The following is a 14273-nucleotide window of genomic DNA, read 5'->3' as shown; positions in this document are numbered from 1 at the left end:
GTGAGGTCCGCGGGGGTTCCTCGGCCCGCTCGACGGACGCCAACACGCCGGGGGCCGCGGGGTGGTGAAGCCGGGCGCCGCTCCACCACCCCGGTTCCGTCGGACGGAGATCAGCCCCGCGTGTTCTCGAGGAGCATGTTCTCGATGAGGTCGGCGGCGCGTGGGGTGCCGCCCTCGGCTCGCGCCTCGGCACGGAGCAGCGCCGAGCGGCGGGCGACCTCCGTGTCGGCGACGAGTTCGCTCAGGGTCGTCCGCAGCGTCTCGGCGGTGGCTTCCGGGGTGTCGAGGCGGCGGGCCACGCCCAGTTCCACGAGCCGGTCGGCGTTCATGAACTGCTCGGCGCCCTGTGGGACGGCGATCATCGGGACGCCGGTGAACAGCGCTTCACTGCTGCTGCCCATTCCGGCGTGGGTGAGGAAGACGTCGGCCTGTTCCAGGACCGCCAGTTGCGGCACCCACGAGTGCACTTCGACGTTGGGCAAGATGTCACCCAGCTCGCTCGGGTCGGTGTGCTTGCCGATCTGGAGCACGACGTGCCAGCCGGGCAGGTTTCCGAAGGCCGCGAGGCAACGGCGGTAGAACTCCGGCCGGCGTGTGTATGCCGAGCCCAGGGAGATCAGCAACACGTTCTCCGCCTCGGCCGGACGCGTCCAGACACCCTCGCCCGTACGCGGTCCGAGACAGGAGCCGACGAAGGTCACGATGTCGGTGTCGACCTGGTCGCCGTGCGGTTGCATCGCTCGGGGGATCAGGGCCAGGGCCTTCGCGGGAGGGCCGGCGAAGGCGTCCACGTCGGTGGTGGATGCCCCGCAGTCGGCGAGCCACTGCGCGAACTTCGCCAGGTACGCGTCGGCGCCCGGCAGCTGCCGTACGTGCGCGGCGACGTCTTGCTCGTAGCCCTTCCAGGCCACGAACGTCGGAGACAGCTGCATGACGGGGCGGTCCTGGGTCTCGGCGAGGGCGCGCGCGGCGTAGGCGCCGATGTCGTACAGGTAGAGGTCCGCCCGGTCGTGGTCGTAGGCGGCGCCCAGCTGCGGGAGCGCCTGGATGGCGTCGTCGAGGAAGAGGCTCATCGCGGCGATCGGGTCGTCCGGCCAGTTGTTGTCGGCGACCGGCAACCCGGAGGTGCAGGGGACGAATTCGGCGCCGGTGGCTGTGATCAGGTCGGCCACCACCGGGTCGTTGGCGTAGGTCACCCGATGACCGCGGGCCACCAGCTCCCGGATGATCTCCAGACTGGGCAGGACGTGGCTGACGATGGGGATGCCGACCATGGCGATATGGGCACGGTGACGGGACACGGAGGACGCGGAGGACGCGGAGGACGCGGAGGACACAGAAGGCACGGAGAAGTACTCATTTCAGGTCTACGGGGAAAGGGGTACGGCAAACCGGTGCGCCAACTGCCCCGTGAAGAAGGGTGCAGCGTGGGGCGCACATGGGTGTGCGGGACGGAAGCCGGGGCATTGCCCCGTCCGTGTCAGCCGTAGATCTGATAGAGCAACATGGTCGCGACCCTAGCTCTCCCCCAGGCTCCCGGTCATCTCAATTAACGGGCGTCCGGGACGGCGGCTTCCAGGTCGGCGATGCTGCCCGACATGATCGTCCGCACATGCTCGGTGATGTGCTCCGCGGGCCAGTCCCACCAGGCAATGGCCAGCAGCCGGGCGATGTCCTGTTCGCTGTAGCGGCTGCGGATGAGTCGGGCCGGGTTGCCGCCGACGATCCCGTAGTCGGGTACGTCCGTGGTGACCACGGCGCCGGAGCCGATGATCGCGCCATGTCCGATCCGCACGCCGGGCATCACCGTCGTGCCGTGGCCGAACCAGACGTCATTGCCGACGACGGTGTCCCCTCGGTTCGGCAGGCCGGTGAGCAGGTCGAAGTGCTCGGACCACGAGCCGCCCATCGTGGGGAAGGGGAAGGTCGAGGGGCCGTCCATGCGGTGGTTGGCGCCGTTCATGAGGAACCGCACTCCCGTGCCCAGCGCGCAGAACCTGCCGATGACCAGCTTCTCCGGACCGTAGTGATAGAGGACGTTGCGCGTCTCGAACGCGGTCGCATCGTCCGGGTCGTCGTAGTAGGAGTACTCCCCCACCTCGATCAGCGGAGACTTGACCAGCGGCCTGAGCAGCACCACCCGGGGCTGCTCGGGCATCGGGTGGAGGACCGTCGGGTCGGCGGGTACAGGCACGGTGGGCGATTCCTCAAGGGTCGGGTGTCGGCTCCGGTCCATGATCGCCGTACTTCGCCGGCCGGCACACCGATTTACCGCCGGTGAGAACAGCCGTGCTCGGCGCACGATCCGACACCGCACCATCCGACACGGTTGCTCCTCGCCCCCGGTCTGCCAGGGAGCCCTACCCCCTACCCGTAATACCCCAGAGCTACCCGGCAAGTGCACACTCCGGTGGGACGCCAACGACACGACCCGCTCCATACCTTCCGTACCGCACGAACGAAAGACATCCCGTACGGACGGAAGGACCATCCGCCATGGCGTCCCGCCAGCGCAGCAGTCGTCTGCGTCGCACTCTGCTCGCTGTGCTTGTCGCCGCTTCGGTGGCGGTGCCGGTGTCGGGCGCGGCCCGCCCCGCTGCCGTTCCGGCGCCCGTTCCGGCCGAGCTCGGCCGGCTGCGGGACGCGAGCCCCGTCACCCTGGAGGCCCGTTACGCCGCCAACCGTTCCGGCATCCGGGCGGCCGAGCGGATGGCCGACGGCCACGGCGACCACAGGCGGGCCGCCGCGCTGCGCACCATGGCGGCCCCGGAGCGGCACTTTCTCTCCTTCGACGGGCGCGACGGCGGCCGCACCGCCGAGGTCTTCGGCGATCTCTCGCGCGCGGAGCGGATCGCCGTACTGGTGCCCGGCTCGGACACCAACCTCGATACCTACGAGCGCTTCCGCGCCGGCGCGGTGGCGCTCCGGGACGAGATGGGCGACCGGGGCGCCGTCATCGCCTGGCTCGGCTACAAAACCCCGGCCACGGTGAGCCCCGACGTGCTGACGCCGGGCCGGGCCGACGACGCCGCGCCGCAACTCCGGGCATTCATAGGGGGGTTGACCGCTTCCCTGCCCCGCACCGTCCGGATCTCGCTGCTCTGCCACTCCTACGGTTCGGTCGTCTGCGGCCGGGCCGCCCATGGCCTGCGGCTCGCGGACATCGTCCTGTACGGCAGCCCCGGCGCCGGTGTCGACACCGCGGGGCAGTTGCATACGGGGGCCACCGTCTGGGCGGGCCGGGGCGCGAACGACTGGGTCGCCGACGTACCCCACGGCAGCCTCCATCTCCCGTTCGCCACGCTCGGGTTCGGCACCGACCCGGTGGCGAAGGAGTTCGGCGCCCGCCGCTTCGACGCGGGCGGCGCCGACCACAGCCACTACCTCGCCCCCGGCTCGACCTCCCTGAAAAACATCGCCCGCATCGCGTCCGGAAAGGCCACGCCGACCGCGGGGGGCCGTCATGCGTGACCTCATCCGGCGCATCGACGCCGCGACCCCGCCCGACCGCGACCGGGCCGTCGACGCCCTGCGCGCCTTCGCCATCCTCGGTGTGGTGCTCGGCCACTGGCTGGTGACCGCCCTGGTCTCCGACAGCGGCACCGTCCACACCGCGAGCCCCCTCCAGAACCTGCCCCAACTCACCCCACTGTCCTGGGCCTTCCAGACCCTCGCCGTGTTCTTCCTGGTCGGCGGGCAGGTCGCCGCCAAGAGCTACACGGCCGCCCGCGCCCGCGGCACGACCTACCGGCACTGGCTCACCGACCGCCTGGCCCGCCTCTTCCGGCCCGTGGCCGCCGTAGGGGCACTGTGGACCGCGGCAACGCTCGCGATGCTCGCCTCGGGAGTGGGCTTCGAAACGCTCCACACCCTCCTCAAACTGGTCCTGTCGCCCCTCTGGTTCCTCCTCGTCTTCGCCGCACTCACCGCCGCAACCCCCCTCACCACCCGACTGCACCCCCTGTGGCCCCTCGCCGTCGTCCTGCACGTCGACCTCCTGCGCTTCGGCCTCGGCGCCCCCGCCTGGCTCGGCTGGATCAACATCGCCGCGGGCTGGCTCATCCCCTTCACCCTCGGCGCGGCCTGGGCACGAGGCGCACTCCACAGCCGCGCCACCGCCTGGACCCTGCTCCTGGGCGGCACCGCGACCACCGCACTCCTGATCCTCTTCGCGGGCTACCCCGCCTCCATGGTCGGCGTTCCCGGCGCCACCGTCTCCAACCTCAACCCGCCCACCCTGGCCGCCGCCACCTTCGGCCTCGCGCAGTGCGGCGCCGCCCTGCTGCTCCTCGCCCCCCTGCGCCGCGTCCTGCAACGCCCCGCCGCCTGGGCCGCGGTGGCCCTGATGAACCTCTCCGCCATGACCGTCTTCCTCTGGCACCAGACCGCCATGATGACCGTCACGGCACTGGGCCTGCTCGCCGACAATCCCCTGCCCGGCCTGCACACCTCCCCCGACCACCCCGCCTGGCTACTCGCCCGCCTGGCCTGGCTGCCCGCCTTCGCCGCCGCGCTGCTGATCTGCTGGGCCGCCTTCCACACCTACGAGCAGCGACGGCGAAGGAGCCACAGCCGGGTCGTCCGCGAGGGCCGTCCCGCACGTTCGGCGCAGGTCCGGCGTGTCTAGGCTGACGGCCATGAAACGGGGGGACTTGGCGAGGCGGTTCGCGCGGGCGCTTCGCGCGGTGCCGGGAAATCTGCGTGAGGACCTCTGGACGCGGGCGGCCGGCGATCCCTTGCCGCGCACCGCCCGGCGACCTCGCTGGCTGGACTGGAGACCGGCGATCGTGGTGCCGCTGGTGATCATCGCGGTGGTCCTGGTCGTCCCCCACGCGAACCAGTACACCTCCGACTATGGGATGAGCGCCCCGTTCAGTGTGCTGCTCGCCGCGATCGGTTCGGCGGCGCTCGTGGCCGCGGTGTTCCGGCCGGTACAGGCCTGGTGGGCAACGATGGGGGTCACGCTCGTGGTCACGAGGTTCGCGGCGGCGCCCGGCCTCGTCCCCACGGACTTCCCCTGGACCGGCACCGATTTCGCACTCCAGGCCGCGGTGCTGTTCCTGCTGGCGCTGCGGGTCCGTCCCCGGATCGCGGTCGAAGTGCTGGTGATCACCGTGCTGATGGGCCTGTTCTGCGGCGTGCTCATCTCCGGCGTGCCCTCTGATCCGCGCTTCCCGGTCACCGTCCTCGCGCTCGCCGTCCTCGTCGGGGCCTTGCTCCGCGGCCGCCAGGTGGCCCGTACGGAGCTGGTCGCGCAGGAGGAGCTCACCGCCGAGGAACGGGCCCGGCGCGCCCTCCTCGAGGAGCGCAGCCGGATCGCCCGCGAACTGCACGATGTGGTCGCCCACCACATGTCGGTCATCTCCATCCAGGCGCAGGTCGCCCCCCACCTCGCCGAAAACCCCTCCGCCGAGCTCAGGGAAAACCTCACCGGCATCCGGCAGAACGCGATCGACGCACTCACCGAACTCCGCCGCGTTCTTGGGGTCCTGCGCTCCGAGGACGCCCTTCCGGAGAGCGCGCGGCATGCGCCGCAGCCCACCCTCGACCAGTTGGAAGAGGTGGTCGCCAATGTCCGCGCGGCCGGCGTCACGGTCACCACCGAGACCACCGGAGACCCGCTCCCCCTCTCCCCCGGCATCGAGCTGTCCGCCTTCCGCATCGTCCAGGAGGCCCTGAGCAACGCCATGCGCCACGCACCCGGAGCACGGGTACGGGTGGACATCGACCACCGTGCCACCCGCCTCACGGTCCGCATCACCAACACCGCCCCGAAGCGCCCCGCCCCACCGTCCCCGGGCGTCGGCCACGGCCTGCTCGGCATGCGCGAACGCACCACCATGCTGGGCGGCGAACTGGCCTGCGGCCCCACTCCGGAGGGCGGCTACGAGGTGACGGCCGTGCTCCCCACGAAACCCCCCGCCGCTCCCGCCCCCTCCGCCCTCCCCGCTGCCGAACCGGTTGAGGACACCCGATGACGACCGCCCCGCCCATCCGCGTGCTGATCGCCGACGACCAGATGATGGTCCGCCAGGGCTTCACCGTGCTGCTCAACGCCGAACCCGATATCGAGGTCATCGGTCAGGCCGTCGACGGGCTCGACGCCGTCGCCAAGGTCACCGAACTCGCCCCCGACGTCGTCCTGATGGACATCCGCATGCCCGAACTGGGCGGCATAGAAGCCACCCGCCGCATCACCCGGCCCACCGGCTCCACCGCCAGGGTGCTCGTCCTGACCACGTTCGACCTCGACGAGTACGTCTACGAGGCGCTCCGCGCCGGCGCCTCCGGGTTCCTCCTCAAGGAGGCCTCGGCCGCCGAACTGGCCCACGCGGTGAGGGTGGTGGCGGCGGGCGACGCCCTGCTCGCCCCCAACATCACCAAGCGCCTGATCACCGAGTTCTCCCGGCTGACCGGCGCCCCCCGCGCTCCGTTCAAAGGCCGCGTCGCCCACCTGACGGAACGCGAGACCGAGGTCCTGTCCCTGATCGCCCAGGGCCTGTCGAACGCCGAGATCGCCAAGGGCCTGGTGGTGGCCGAGCAGACCGTGAAGACCCATGTGAGCCGCATCCTGGTCAAGCTGGGGCTGCGCGACCGCACCCAGGCGGCGGTCTTCGCCTATGAAACGGGAGTGGTGCGTCCGGTGGGGTACTGACCGGACGTGGGCGGGTGGTTCATGCCTCCCCGTAGTGGAGGGTGCCGTCCTCGTCCATCGTCGGGTGGATCTTCGTCGGTGCGTAATCGTCCGGGTCGGACGGGCGTGGCGATTCCGGCCCGTCGGGGCCGGTCCGGACCATCCGCTCGATGCGGCAGACCCGGAACAGCCGGTCGCCCACGCGCGCTTCGTCGGCGCGGCCGGCGGCCTTGAATTCCTCGGCGGCCCGTGCGTAGTGGGCGCTCTCGCGCTCGCTGAGCCCGTACAGCAGGGGCCAGAGTTCCACCAGCTGCTCGAAGAGCAGCTGCCGCGCGTCGTGCGGTGTCGGCATGAGCCCTCCATGGGGTCGCCATCCCCCGCCGGTACGTTCCGCCACACCGAACCCGACGGGAAGGAGAACGACGCCCGGATAGTCCGTGAGCGCCCGCTCGGACTCCTTGCACACCTCGGCCGGAAACTGCTCTCCGGAGTAGGCGAACTCCTGCAGTGCCAGCTTCATGGCACCGGCCATGAGGCCCTCCTCCCGGTCCGGGGCGAGAGCGAAGTCGAGGTCCGGCGAGGGCGCCCGGCGTCGCCCGGCCCAGGACCGGTCCACCGGTTCCGGGTCCGTCGGCCGCGGCGGCTCGACGCCGCTCTCGCCGCAGCGCGCGAATTCATCGCCGCGCACGACCCGGTAGCGCATGCCCAGAACCGTCAGCTCGTCGACCGGCTCGCGCTCGAGCACGGCCACCGCGGCCAGCAACTCGCGCCGCACGCCGGGGTCGTCGGTGTCGTCCTTGGCCTTGAACCACAGCAGTGAGTTCAGACCGTCCCGGACCTCTTGGGGCGTGCGACTGGTTACGGGCCTCACCACGCGCCAGTGTGCCGCTCCGGGCTCCCGTACGGCGAGGCCGAAGACCGGTCCCCGGAGTGTCAGATGCGGGTAGCGGTACGACGCGTCCACGGCGTCGGCCTCGGTTACCCATTCCGTCGGATCGTCACGACGCACCAACCCCTCGTGGAGCCGGTCGATCCGCCGCTTCCAGTCATCGTTCATGCACACAGTGTGGCGTCCGGGTGATGCCCGCCCACCCCGAACGCGTCAATTAATTCCGCCGGTGCACTTGCATACGCGCCGGATATCCGCGGCGCAAAACTAGTCCTTTCAGGTGATGGCACGGGCGGTCGCTCCACGGTCGGGGTGCAACGCCGCCGCGCATATCTCACCCCAGAACTTTCGCGGTTGATCGACCTCGCTCGATAAATGGCAACGACCGCCCAAGAAATGCGGTGAGGCGTACGTCAACCCACCACATACCGGAACAAGATCATTCCGTTTTCATGGCGCTCACCGCGCTGGCGGGAAGGAGGGGCCCTGGTTACGTTGCGAGTCAGGACAGCAAGAAGGGCTTCGAGTGGTTGGTCGCCTGACTCGAAGCCCTTTACGCGTCCGCCCAACCAACCTTGAAGGAGACCGAGTTGATCGAACGCGCACACCGGAAGCGGACCAGCCGACTTCCGGAGTTTGCCGACACTAGCATTCCGCTTTACGCCCTGGCGCAAACGGCCGTGGTGAGCATTTTCGCCATCACCGTGCGATGGATTTCCGTACTGCTCACCGCGATCGCGGCCACCCTCGCATGGCGAGGCCTCGAGCTGCCGGCCGAGCTCTTCCTGGCGGTCCCGCCCATGGCATGGCTGGACCGGTCCGGGATCACGTACCTGCGCATCCGGCGCATGTAGCCCTGGCCGCTGTCGGCGCCCCGAGGTCCGCCTCGGGGCGCCGACAGCAACGCCCCGCTCGCGCCCGCCGGCCACCCTCCGCCGGCGCCGCCAAGCCATCGAACCCTTGGGCAGACATGTAGTCGCGTTTCGGCCATCGTGAAAAGAACTGCGGTGGGCGTTACGGACCGCACATGGATCCCCCTCCCCGCGGGAGCCCTTGGCGCCGCCCGCGAGATGCGAGAACCCCACCGCCCGCGCGCCACGGCCCCCACAGCCGGGCCCCACCCCTGCGGCGCCGCCCGTCGGCGACCCGACAGCGATGCGCCACCTTGCGGCGAGCCGGACAACGGAGGCCCACCCCTTGGCTGACATGCCGCTCTCCTACACCGCGTTCTGCACCCTCCGACGGGACATTTACATCCGCTACGCCTCGGCCCGGGTGGGATGCCGCGGAGTCGGCCAAGAGCTGGCCCAAGCCGCCCTGAGAGACCTGGGCACGGTGTGGTTACAGGCTTTGCAGAGCGCTTCGCCGGCGGCCGTCTCGTGGCGGCTGCTCGCTCGTCGGACCGCCGTCGGCGCACGAGGCCAGCGGGACAGCGGACCCCATCGCATCCTGCCCGGACGGCAGGCGGACGCCGTGATCCTGCGGTACCGCCTCGGCCTGTCGATGCATCAGGCGGGGGACCTCATGGGGATCAACGACCGGGAAATGGCGGGAGTCCTGCGGTCCGCAATGCGGCGCATGGCGCATCCGGCGCCCTTGCCCCTGCCATACGCACGGACATAAATCGGGGCAATATCGGGAGCAATACCTGCGTCACCGCGTACGCCTGCGCGCACCCCTGGCCCAAAGCAGTCGACCCGCCTCACGACAGGTAGCTGTGCGTAGTCGAAGGGCTGGCTCATGCAGGGGCATCGGTCCTAGCATGGGCCACTTACTCCACCAGGGAACCTGCGCCCTCCTCAGGACACTTCGGCGCGGGAATACGACGCGGGGAGAACCACATTTCCATCGATGTCAGCGAACCCAGCGTAGCCAGAATGTACGATTATCTGCTCGGTGGGACGGATAATTACGTGTCCGACCGGGAGGCGTGCGCCGAACTTCTCCGGATCGCCCCGAGCACGCGGGAACTGGCCCTCATCAACAGGGCATTCCTTATCCGCGCGGTGCGCTATCTAGCGGCCGAGTGCGGAATCCGGCAATTCATCGACCACGGATCCGGCCTGCCCACCCACCCCAACGTCCATCAGATTGCGCAGGGAGTGGATCCGGCGGCGCGGGTGGTCTACGTCGACAACGACCCCATCGTGCTCGCCCACGGCCGCATGATGCTCGAGGAGAACCTCACCACGACCTCCGTCATAGGGGCGGACATGCGGGACACCGCCGCCATCTTCGCGAGCGACGAAGTGGGCCGGCTCATCCTGCCCGACGAGCCGGTCGCCGCGCTGTTCGTGTCCGTACTGCACTGCATTCCCGACAGCAGCGATCCCTGGAAGCTCATCCGGGACGTGGCGGGCCGCCTGCCGTCGGGCAGCTATCTGGTGATTTCCCAACTCGCCAGCGATGACGAGAAGTTGCGCGAACGAGTCACCGACTTCATGCTCGAGACGACCGGAGGCGCATGGGGCCGGGTCCGTTCCTTCGACGAGGTGGACCGCTTCTTCTGCGGACTGGAGCTGGAAAAGGCCGACAAGCCCGTGGAAGTGTCGCAGTGGTACCCGGACTCCGACCTGTATCCACGACAGGCCACCCAGGAATGGATCGAGTACGGCGGCGTGGCCCGTATCCCTTAGTCCGTTGGGCCCTGGTCCGTCACTCCGTATCGGCAAGCCGCTCGATGTACTGCTCGAGAAGAGCCAAGGTCTGCTTCTTGCCGACGGCCAGCGTCCACAGGTCGTCGAGGGCCGCCCGGTGCGCCTCCATCTCATCGATGTCGTTGATATACGTGCCGCCCTGGTTCGTCGCCTCCACGTACACCATGTCGCCGCCGTGTGCCGGCGGAAGCTTCAGCAGGGTGAGGGATGACGTCGGGGCGGCGGCGTGTTCCGCGGCGGCGAACGGGAGAATGCGGATATTGATCCGCTCCTTGTTCTCCGCCAGGTTGTACAAGTGGCGGAGTTGTCCGCGCATGACGGCTTTTCCGCCGGTCGGCCTGTTCAGGATTCCCTCGTCCAGCAGCGCGTAATAGTGGGGAGCGTCGGTTTGGTCGAGCAAATGCTGACGCCGAAGACGCACCGCCAGCCTCCGCCCGACCTTCCTCTCGCTCTCCCTGATGGCCCGCTCATTGGCGGGCTTTCGAAAGGGCGCCTTCATCACGGCACGGGCATAGTCCGCGGTCTGCAGCAGCCCGGGGACGAAGAACCCCTGGTAGGTGCGGATTTCTTCCGCCGAAGTCTCCATGCTGAACAGACGGTCCAGGCATCCCGGCACAACATCGCGGAACCCGGCCCACCACTGCTTGGCCTGGGACAGCCGAACCAGCTCGCGCACGTCCGCCAACTCACCGGCATCCGTGGTTCCGTAAAACTTCAGGAGGGCGACGACGACCTCTTCCTGAAAGGGCGTCTTCGCACTCTCGTACCGACTCAGCGTGGAGACGGATCCGATCACTCCGGCGGCCACCACGTCCGCCATGATGTAGCCGCGGTCTTCCCGCAGCTGCCGCAGGTGGTTGCCAAGCACCATACCTGCGGCAGCGGGCGGTTGGGCCGTCCCTTCGCCGCCGTCCGGCACCACGCCAAGGACCCGGTCACTCACTCTTGCTCCTCTTATGCCAGCGAATCACTGCACAGCATCGCAGCATGAGGAGTGAGGGCGGGTGCAACTACCCATGTATGACGAATTTCAGACAGCCATGCCGTCGAACTCGCCCTTCCGCGCGCCATCGAGAAAAGCTGCCACTTCCGAACGCGTGAACACCAACGCCGGACCGTCCGGGAAGCGGGAGTTCCGAACGGCCACCTCGCCATCAGCCAACCGTGCAATTTCCACACAGTCGTGGTAGGAGTCGCTGGCCTTGGCCTTCACCCAGGTGACGGCCTCAATCGCACTCGCCGACACGCCATTTCCATACTCCGCCATGTCATCCGCCCTTTCGTTCCTGACCAGCGCCGACGGCCGCGGCACCGGCCTTCCGTACACGCAGCCCCGGTGAACCCGGCACGCACTTGCACGCATTCGTGAAATTGCACGGGATCGTGAGGTGTCGACGATCTTAGCTACGCGACCAGGGCTTTACCGTCCCTCGAAGGAGCGTTCTTGCGGCATGAAAATACGAGGCGCACCATTCGAATGAATGTCGCCAGGGGTTCGTGGAACGTGCCGCCCAGAATGGCTGGAGTGACTGCGGTAGCGCGGGGTGGCACTCGGGGCACCGGCCCCCGCAGTGGCCGACCCGACGTGAGTGGCTAGACCAGGGTGCTGCCGGTGTTCCGGATCATCTGCTGGAGCACCTTCAGGGTGGTCACGTAGTCGGCGTCGTCGATGCCCCGGTGGATGCGTTCGCGGATGGCCGGCGCGTGCCGCTTGAGCCCGGCACGGGCCTCGTCCCCGGACTCGGTGATCCACAGCCGCCCCTCGCCGTCGCGGGTGAGCCAGCCGCGCTCCAGCAAGACCTCCGCCTCGGCCGTCAGGTCGTCCTCGGCTCGGAGGTAGGAGCTCATGGCCTTGTGGAGTTCGGGGATGGTCATGCCGTGACCGTCGGGTGAGATGTCGTTCTTCGACAGGTTGCGCAGCAGCCAGTACTGAGGCTGGGTGAAGCCGAGTTCGGCCTGCTGGGCTCGGGTGAACGCGATGAGGGCCTCGTAGGCCACGCCGGTCCAGTAGGCGGCCGGCTGTGCGGCGAGCTCCGCTCTGGGCTTCTGATGGGTCGTCATGTGCGGTGCCTCCTATGGGTGATCGCTGTGCAAGCACCGTAAAATCTCAAGTTCGGTCGAGGTCAAGGCGGCAACCCTCCCGGTCGACCGCGACTACGGGGAGGCGCCCGGAGAAGCCGGCGGGTGCGGGCGTACGGCTGGACCACGGGTCCGCGCCAGACGTCGCCACGGCCGAGATTTCGACTTCACGCCGAAGGGCCGGACGGCATGGACATGCACAGACCGGACGACACGGGTGGGCGCGGAACGGCGCGGAGTCGATCAAGGGGGTGGCGAGGTCGAGCCCCGGACCGGCCGATGCCCCCTGGCTCGGCGACGCGGGTCACATTCGGCGCCGAGATCGACGTGGACCACACAGGGGATTATTTCGGGCTAAATCGCCGTAAACATCGACAGATCTATCTCACATCGCGGCTCGTTCCCCACCAAGGGGCGGCCCTGGGGCACGATCGCGATCCCGCCCGGATGGCACCGGTTGAACGATCAAAATGGTGGCGGGTTAGCATATGAGCACCGCCTAGCTCGAAAGATAAGCCTGTGACTGTCAACGACGACTCGTTCACCAACTGGAAGACCCGCGAGGAGATCGCGGAGTCGATGATTCCGATCATCGGGAAGATGCACCGGGAGCGTGACGTCACGGTCCTGATCCACAGCCGCTCCTTGGTGAACAAGTCGGTGGTGAGCATCCTCAAGACCCACCGGTTCGCCCGCCAGATCGCCGGTGAGGAGCTGTCGGTCACCGAGACGATGCCGTTCCTGCGGGCGCTCGCCGCGCTCGACCTCGGCCCCTCGCAGATCGACATCGGCATGCTCGCCGAGGCGTACAGGGCCGACGACCGCGGTCTCTCGGTGGAGGAGTTCACCACCGAGGCCGTCGCCGGCGCCACAGGCGAGAACAAGATTGAGCGCCGCGAGGGTCGCGACGTCGTCCTTTACGGCTTCGGCCGCATCGGCCGCCTCGTCGCCCGCCTCCTGATCGAGAAGGCCGGTTCGGGCAACGGTCTGCGCCTGCGCGCGATCGTCGTCCGCGGCGGCGGCGACCAGGACCTCGTGAAGCGCGCCTCGCTGCTGCGCCGCGACTCGATCCACGGCCAGTTCCAGGGCACGATCACGGTCGACGAGGCGAACGGCACGATCGTCGCCAACGGCAACGAGATCAAGGTGATCTACGCCAACGACCCGTCGGAGGTCGACTACACGGCGTACGGGATCAAGGACGCCATCCTGATCGACAACACCGGCAAGTGGCGCGACCGCGAGGGCCTGTCGAAGCACCTGCGCCCCGGCATCGACAAGGTCGTCCTGACCGCTCCGGGCAAGGGCGACGTCCCCAACATCGTGCACGGCGTCAACCACGACATGATCAAGCCGGACGAGCAGATCCTGTCCTGCGCGTCCTGCACCACCAACGCGATCGTCCCGCCGCTGAAGGCCATGGACGACGAGTACGGCGTGCTGCGCGGCCACGTGGAGACCGTCCACTCGTTCACCAACGACCAGAACCTGCTGGACAACTACCACAAGGCCGACCGCCGCGGCCGTTCCGCGCCGCTGAACATGGTCATCACCGAGACCGGCGCCGCCTCCGCCGTCGCCAAGGCGCTGCCCGACCTCAAGGCCCCGATCACCGGCAGCTCGATCCGCGTCCCCGTCCCGGACGTCTCGATCGCCATCCTGAGCCTGCGCCTGGGCCGCGAAACCACGCGCGAGGAGGTCCTCGACTACCTCCGCGACGTCTCGCTGCACTCGCCGCTGAAGCGCCAGATCGACTTCACCACGGCCCCCGACGCCGTCTCCATGGACTTCGTCGGCTCGCGCCACTCCTCGATCGTCGACGCGGGCGCCACCAAGGTCGACGGTGACAACGCGATCCTCTACCTCTGGTACGACAACGAGTTCGGCTACTCCTGCCAGGTCATCCGCGTCGTCCAGCACGTCTCCGGGGTGGAGTACCCGACCTACCCGGTCCCGACGGTCTGATCTCGGCGGACGGTCCGCTCTCGGCGGACGGTCCGCTCTCGGCGGACCG

At 68.8% G+C, this 14273-nt stretch carries 13 protein-coding genes; 7 read left to right on the top strand and 6 right to left on the bottom strand.

Translation table 11 applies throughout. The features are described 5' to 3' along the window. Window positions 1–110: 110 nt before the first annotated feature. Together ACIRPT_RS00530 and ACIRPT_RS00525 are read right to left on the bottom strand one after the other, a co-directional pair. A complete protein-coding gene (locus ACIRPT_RS00530; protein WP_403821716.1) occupies window positions 111–1301 on the bottom strand; it encodes a macrolide family glycosyltransferase in 1191 nt (396 codons plus the stop codon). A gap of 248 nt (window positions 1302–1549) precedes the next feature. After that, complete coding sequence (locus ACIRPT_RS00525; RefSeq protein ID WP_403497749.1) at window positions 1550–2194, bottom strand: CatB-related O-acetyltransferase; 645 nt, start codon at window positions 2192–2194, stop codon at window positions 1550–1552. Window positions 2195–2496: 302 nt separating this feature from the next. Between ACIRPT_RS00525 and ACIRPT_RS00520 the strand changes: the two genes are divergently transcribed. The 4 genes from ACIRPT_RS00520 to ACIRPT_RS00505 are packed head-to-tail and all read left to right on the top strand — an operon-like array spanning window position 2497 to window position 6655. Next, window positions 2497–3471, top strand: a complete 975-nt coding sequence (locus tag ACIRPT_RS00520) for an alpha/beta hydrolase (RefSeq protein WP_403820069.1) — start codon at window positions 2497–2499, stop codon at window positions 3469–3471. Next, on the top strand, window positions 3464–4627 hold the full coding sequence (locus tag ACIRPT_RS00515; RefSeq protein WP_403820066.1) for an acyltransferase: 1164 nt from the start codon (window positions 3464–3466) through the stop codon (window positions 4625–4627). Before ACIRPT_RS00520 ends, ACIRPT_RS00515 begins: the two co-directional genes overlap by 8 nt. A 10-nt stretch (window positions 4628–4637) precedes the next feature. Continuing rightward, window positions 4638–5978 (top strand): sensor histidine kinase, encoded by a 1341-nt coding sequence (locus ACIRPT_RS00510; RefSeq protein WP_403820063.1) that lies wholly within the window; start codon window positions 4638–4640, stop codon window positions 5976–5978. Further along, the gene (locus ACIRPT_RS00505) at window positions 5975–6655 is read left to right on the top strand and encodes a response regulator (RefSeq protein ID WP_403820060.1); all 681 of its coding nucleotides are present in this window, start codon (window positions 5975–5977) and stop codon (window positions 6653–6655) included. The genes ACIRPT_RS00510 and ACIRPT_RS00505 overlap by 4 nt, the downstream gene beginning before the upstream one ends. 19 nt (window positions 6656–6674) lie before the next feature. On the opposite strand, the gene ACIRPT_RS00500 is transcribed toward ACIRPT_RS00505, so the two are convergent. Beyond that, window positions 6675–7691 (bottom strand): DUF5954 family protein, encoded by a 1017-nt coding sequence (locus ACIRPT_RS00500; RefSeq protein ID WP_403820057.1) that lies wholly within the window; start codon window positions 7689–7691, stop codon window positions 6675–6677. Window positions 7692–8113: 422 nt separating this feature from the next. Here ACIRPT_RS00500 and ACIRPT_RS00495 point away from each other — a divergent pair, with 422 nt between their 5' ends. Continuing rightward, window positions 8114–8377 carry a hypothetical protein gene (locus ACIRPT_RS00495; protein WP_403497740.1) on the top strand — a complete coding sequence of 88 codons (264 nt, stop codon included), beginning with the start codon at window positions 8114–8116 and terminating at the stop codon, window positions 8375–8377. A 993-nt stretch (window positions 8378–9370) separates the two neighbouring features. Further along, the gene (locus tag ACIRPT_RS00490; protein WP_403821713.1) at window positions 9371–10159 is read left to right on the top strand and encodes an SAM-dependent methyltransferase; all 789 of its coding nucleotides are present in this window, start codon (window positions 9371–9373) and stop codon (window positions 10157–10159) included. Between the two features lie 19 nt (window positions 10160–10178). Here ACIRPT_RS00490 and ACIRPT_RS00485 read toward each other — a convergent pair whose 3' ends face one another. From ACIRPT_RS00485 to ACIRPT_RS00475, 3 genes are all read right to left on the bottom strand, one after another. Continuing rightward, complete coding sequence (locus tag ACIRPT_RS00485) at window positions 10179–11123, bottom strand: helix-turn-helix transcriptional regulator (RefSeq protein WP_403820053.1); 945 nt, start codon at window positions 11121–11123, stop codon at window positions 10179–10181. Window positions 11124–11210: 87 nt separating this feature from the next. Further along, window positions 11211–11447 carry a DUF397 domain-containing protein gene (locus ACIRPT_RS00480; protein WP_403498657.1) on the bottom strand — a complete coding sequence of 79 codons (237 nt, stop codon included), beginning with the start codon at window positions 11445–11447 and terminating at the stop codon, window positions 11211–11213. A gap of 326 nt (window positions 11448–11773) precedes the next feature. Beyond that, on the bottom strand, window positions 11774–12241 hold the full coding sequence (locus ACIRPT_RS00475; RefSeq protein WP_403820050.1) for a MarR family transcriptional regulator: 468 nt from the start codon (window positions 12239–12241) through the stop codon (window positions 11774–11776). A 537-nt stretch (window positions 12242–12778) separates the two neighbouring features. Between ACIRPT_RS00475 and ACIRPT_RS00470 the strand changes: the two genes are divergently transcribed. Beyond that, entirely contained in the window at window positions 12779–14224 is a 1446-nt protein-coding gene (locus ACIRPT_RS00470) for a glyceraldehyde-3-phosphate dehydrogenase (RefSeq protein WP_403820047.1), read from the top strand. Window positions 14225–14273 lie beyond the last annotated feature (49 nt).

The organism is Streptomyces sp. NPDC101227 (genome assembly GCF_044767545.1).
Lineage (GTDB): Bacteria > Actinomycetota > Actinomycetes > Streptomycetales > Streptomycetaceae > Streptomyces.
The sequence above is the reverse complement of the archived record's forward strand: the minus strand, read 5'-3'. Positions and strand labels throughout refer to the sequence as shown.

Bases quoted from the DNA above. Each gene is read 5' to 3' on its own strand.
- ACIRPT_RS00510 (WP_403820063.1), top strand. From the start codon at position 4,638: ATGAAACGGGGGGACTTGGCGAGGCGGTTCGCGCGGGCGCTTCGCGCG.
- ACIRPT_RS00515 (WP_403820066.1), top strand. From the start codon at position 3,464: ATGCGTGACCTCATCCGGCGCATCGACGCCGCGACCCCGCCCGACCGC.
- ACIRPT_RS00500 (WP_403820057.1), bottom strand. From the start codon at position 7,691: ATGAACGATGACTGGAAGCGGCGGATCGACCGGCTCCACGAGGGGTTG.
- ACIRPT_RS00475 (WP_403820050.1), bottom strand. From the start codon at position 12,241: ATGACGACCCATCAGAAGCCCAGAGCGGAGCTCGCCGCACAGCCGGCC.
- ACIRPT_RS00520 (WP_403820069.1), top strand. From the start codon at position 2,497: ATGGCGTCCCGCCAGCGCAGCAGTCGTCTGCGTCGCACTCTGCTCGCT.
- ACIRPT_RS00505 (WP_403820060.1), top strand. From the start codon at position 5,975: ATGACGACCGCCCCGCCCATCCGCGTGCTGATCGCCGACGACCAGATG.
- ACIRPT_RS00480 (WP_403498657.1), bottom strand. From the start codon at position 11,447: ATGGCGGAGTATGGAAATGGCGTGTCGGCGAGTGCGATTGAGGCCGTC.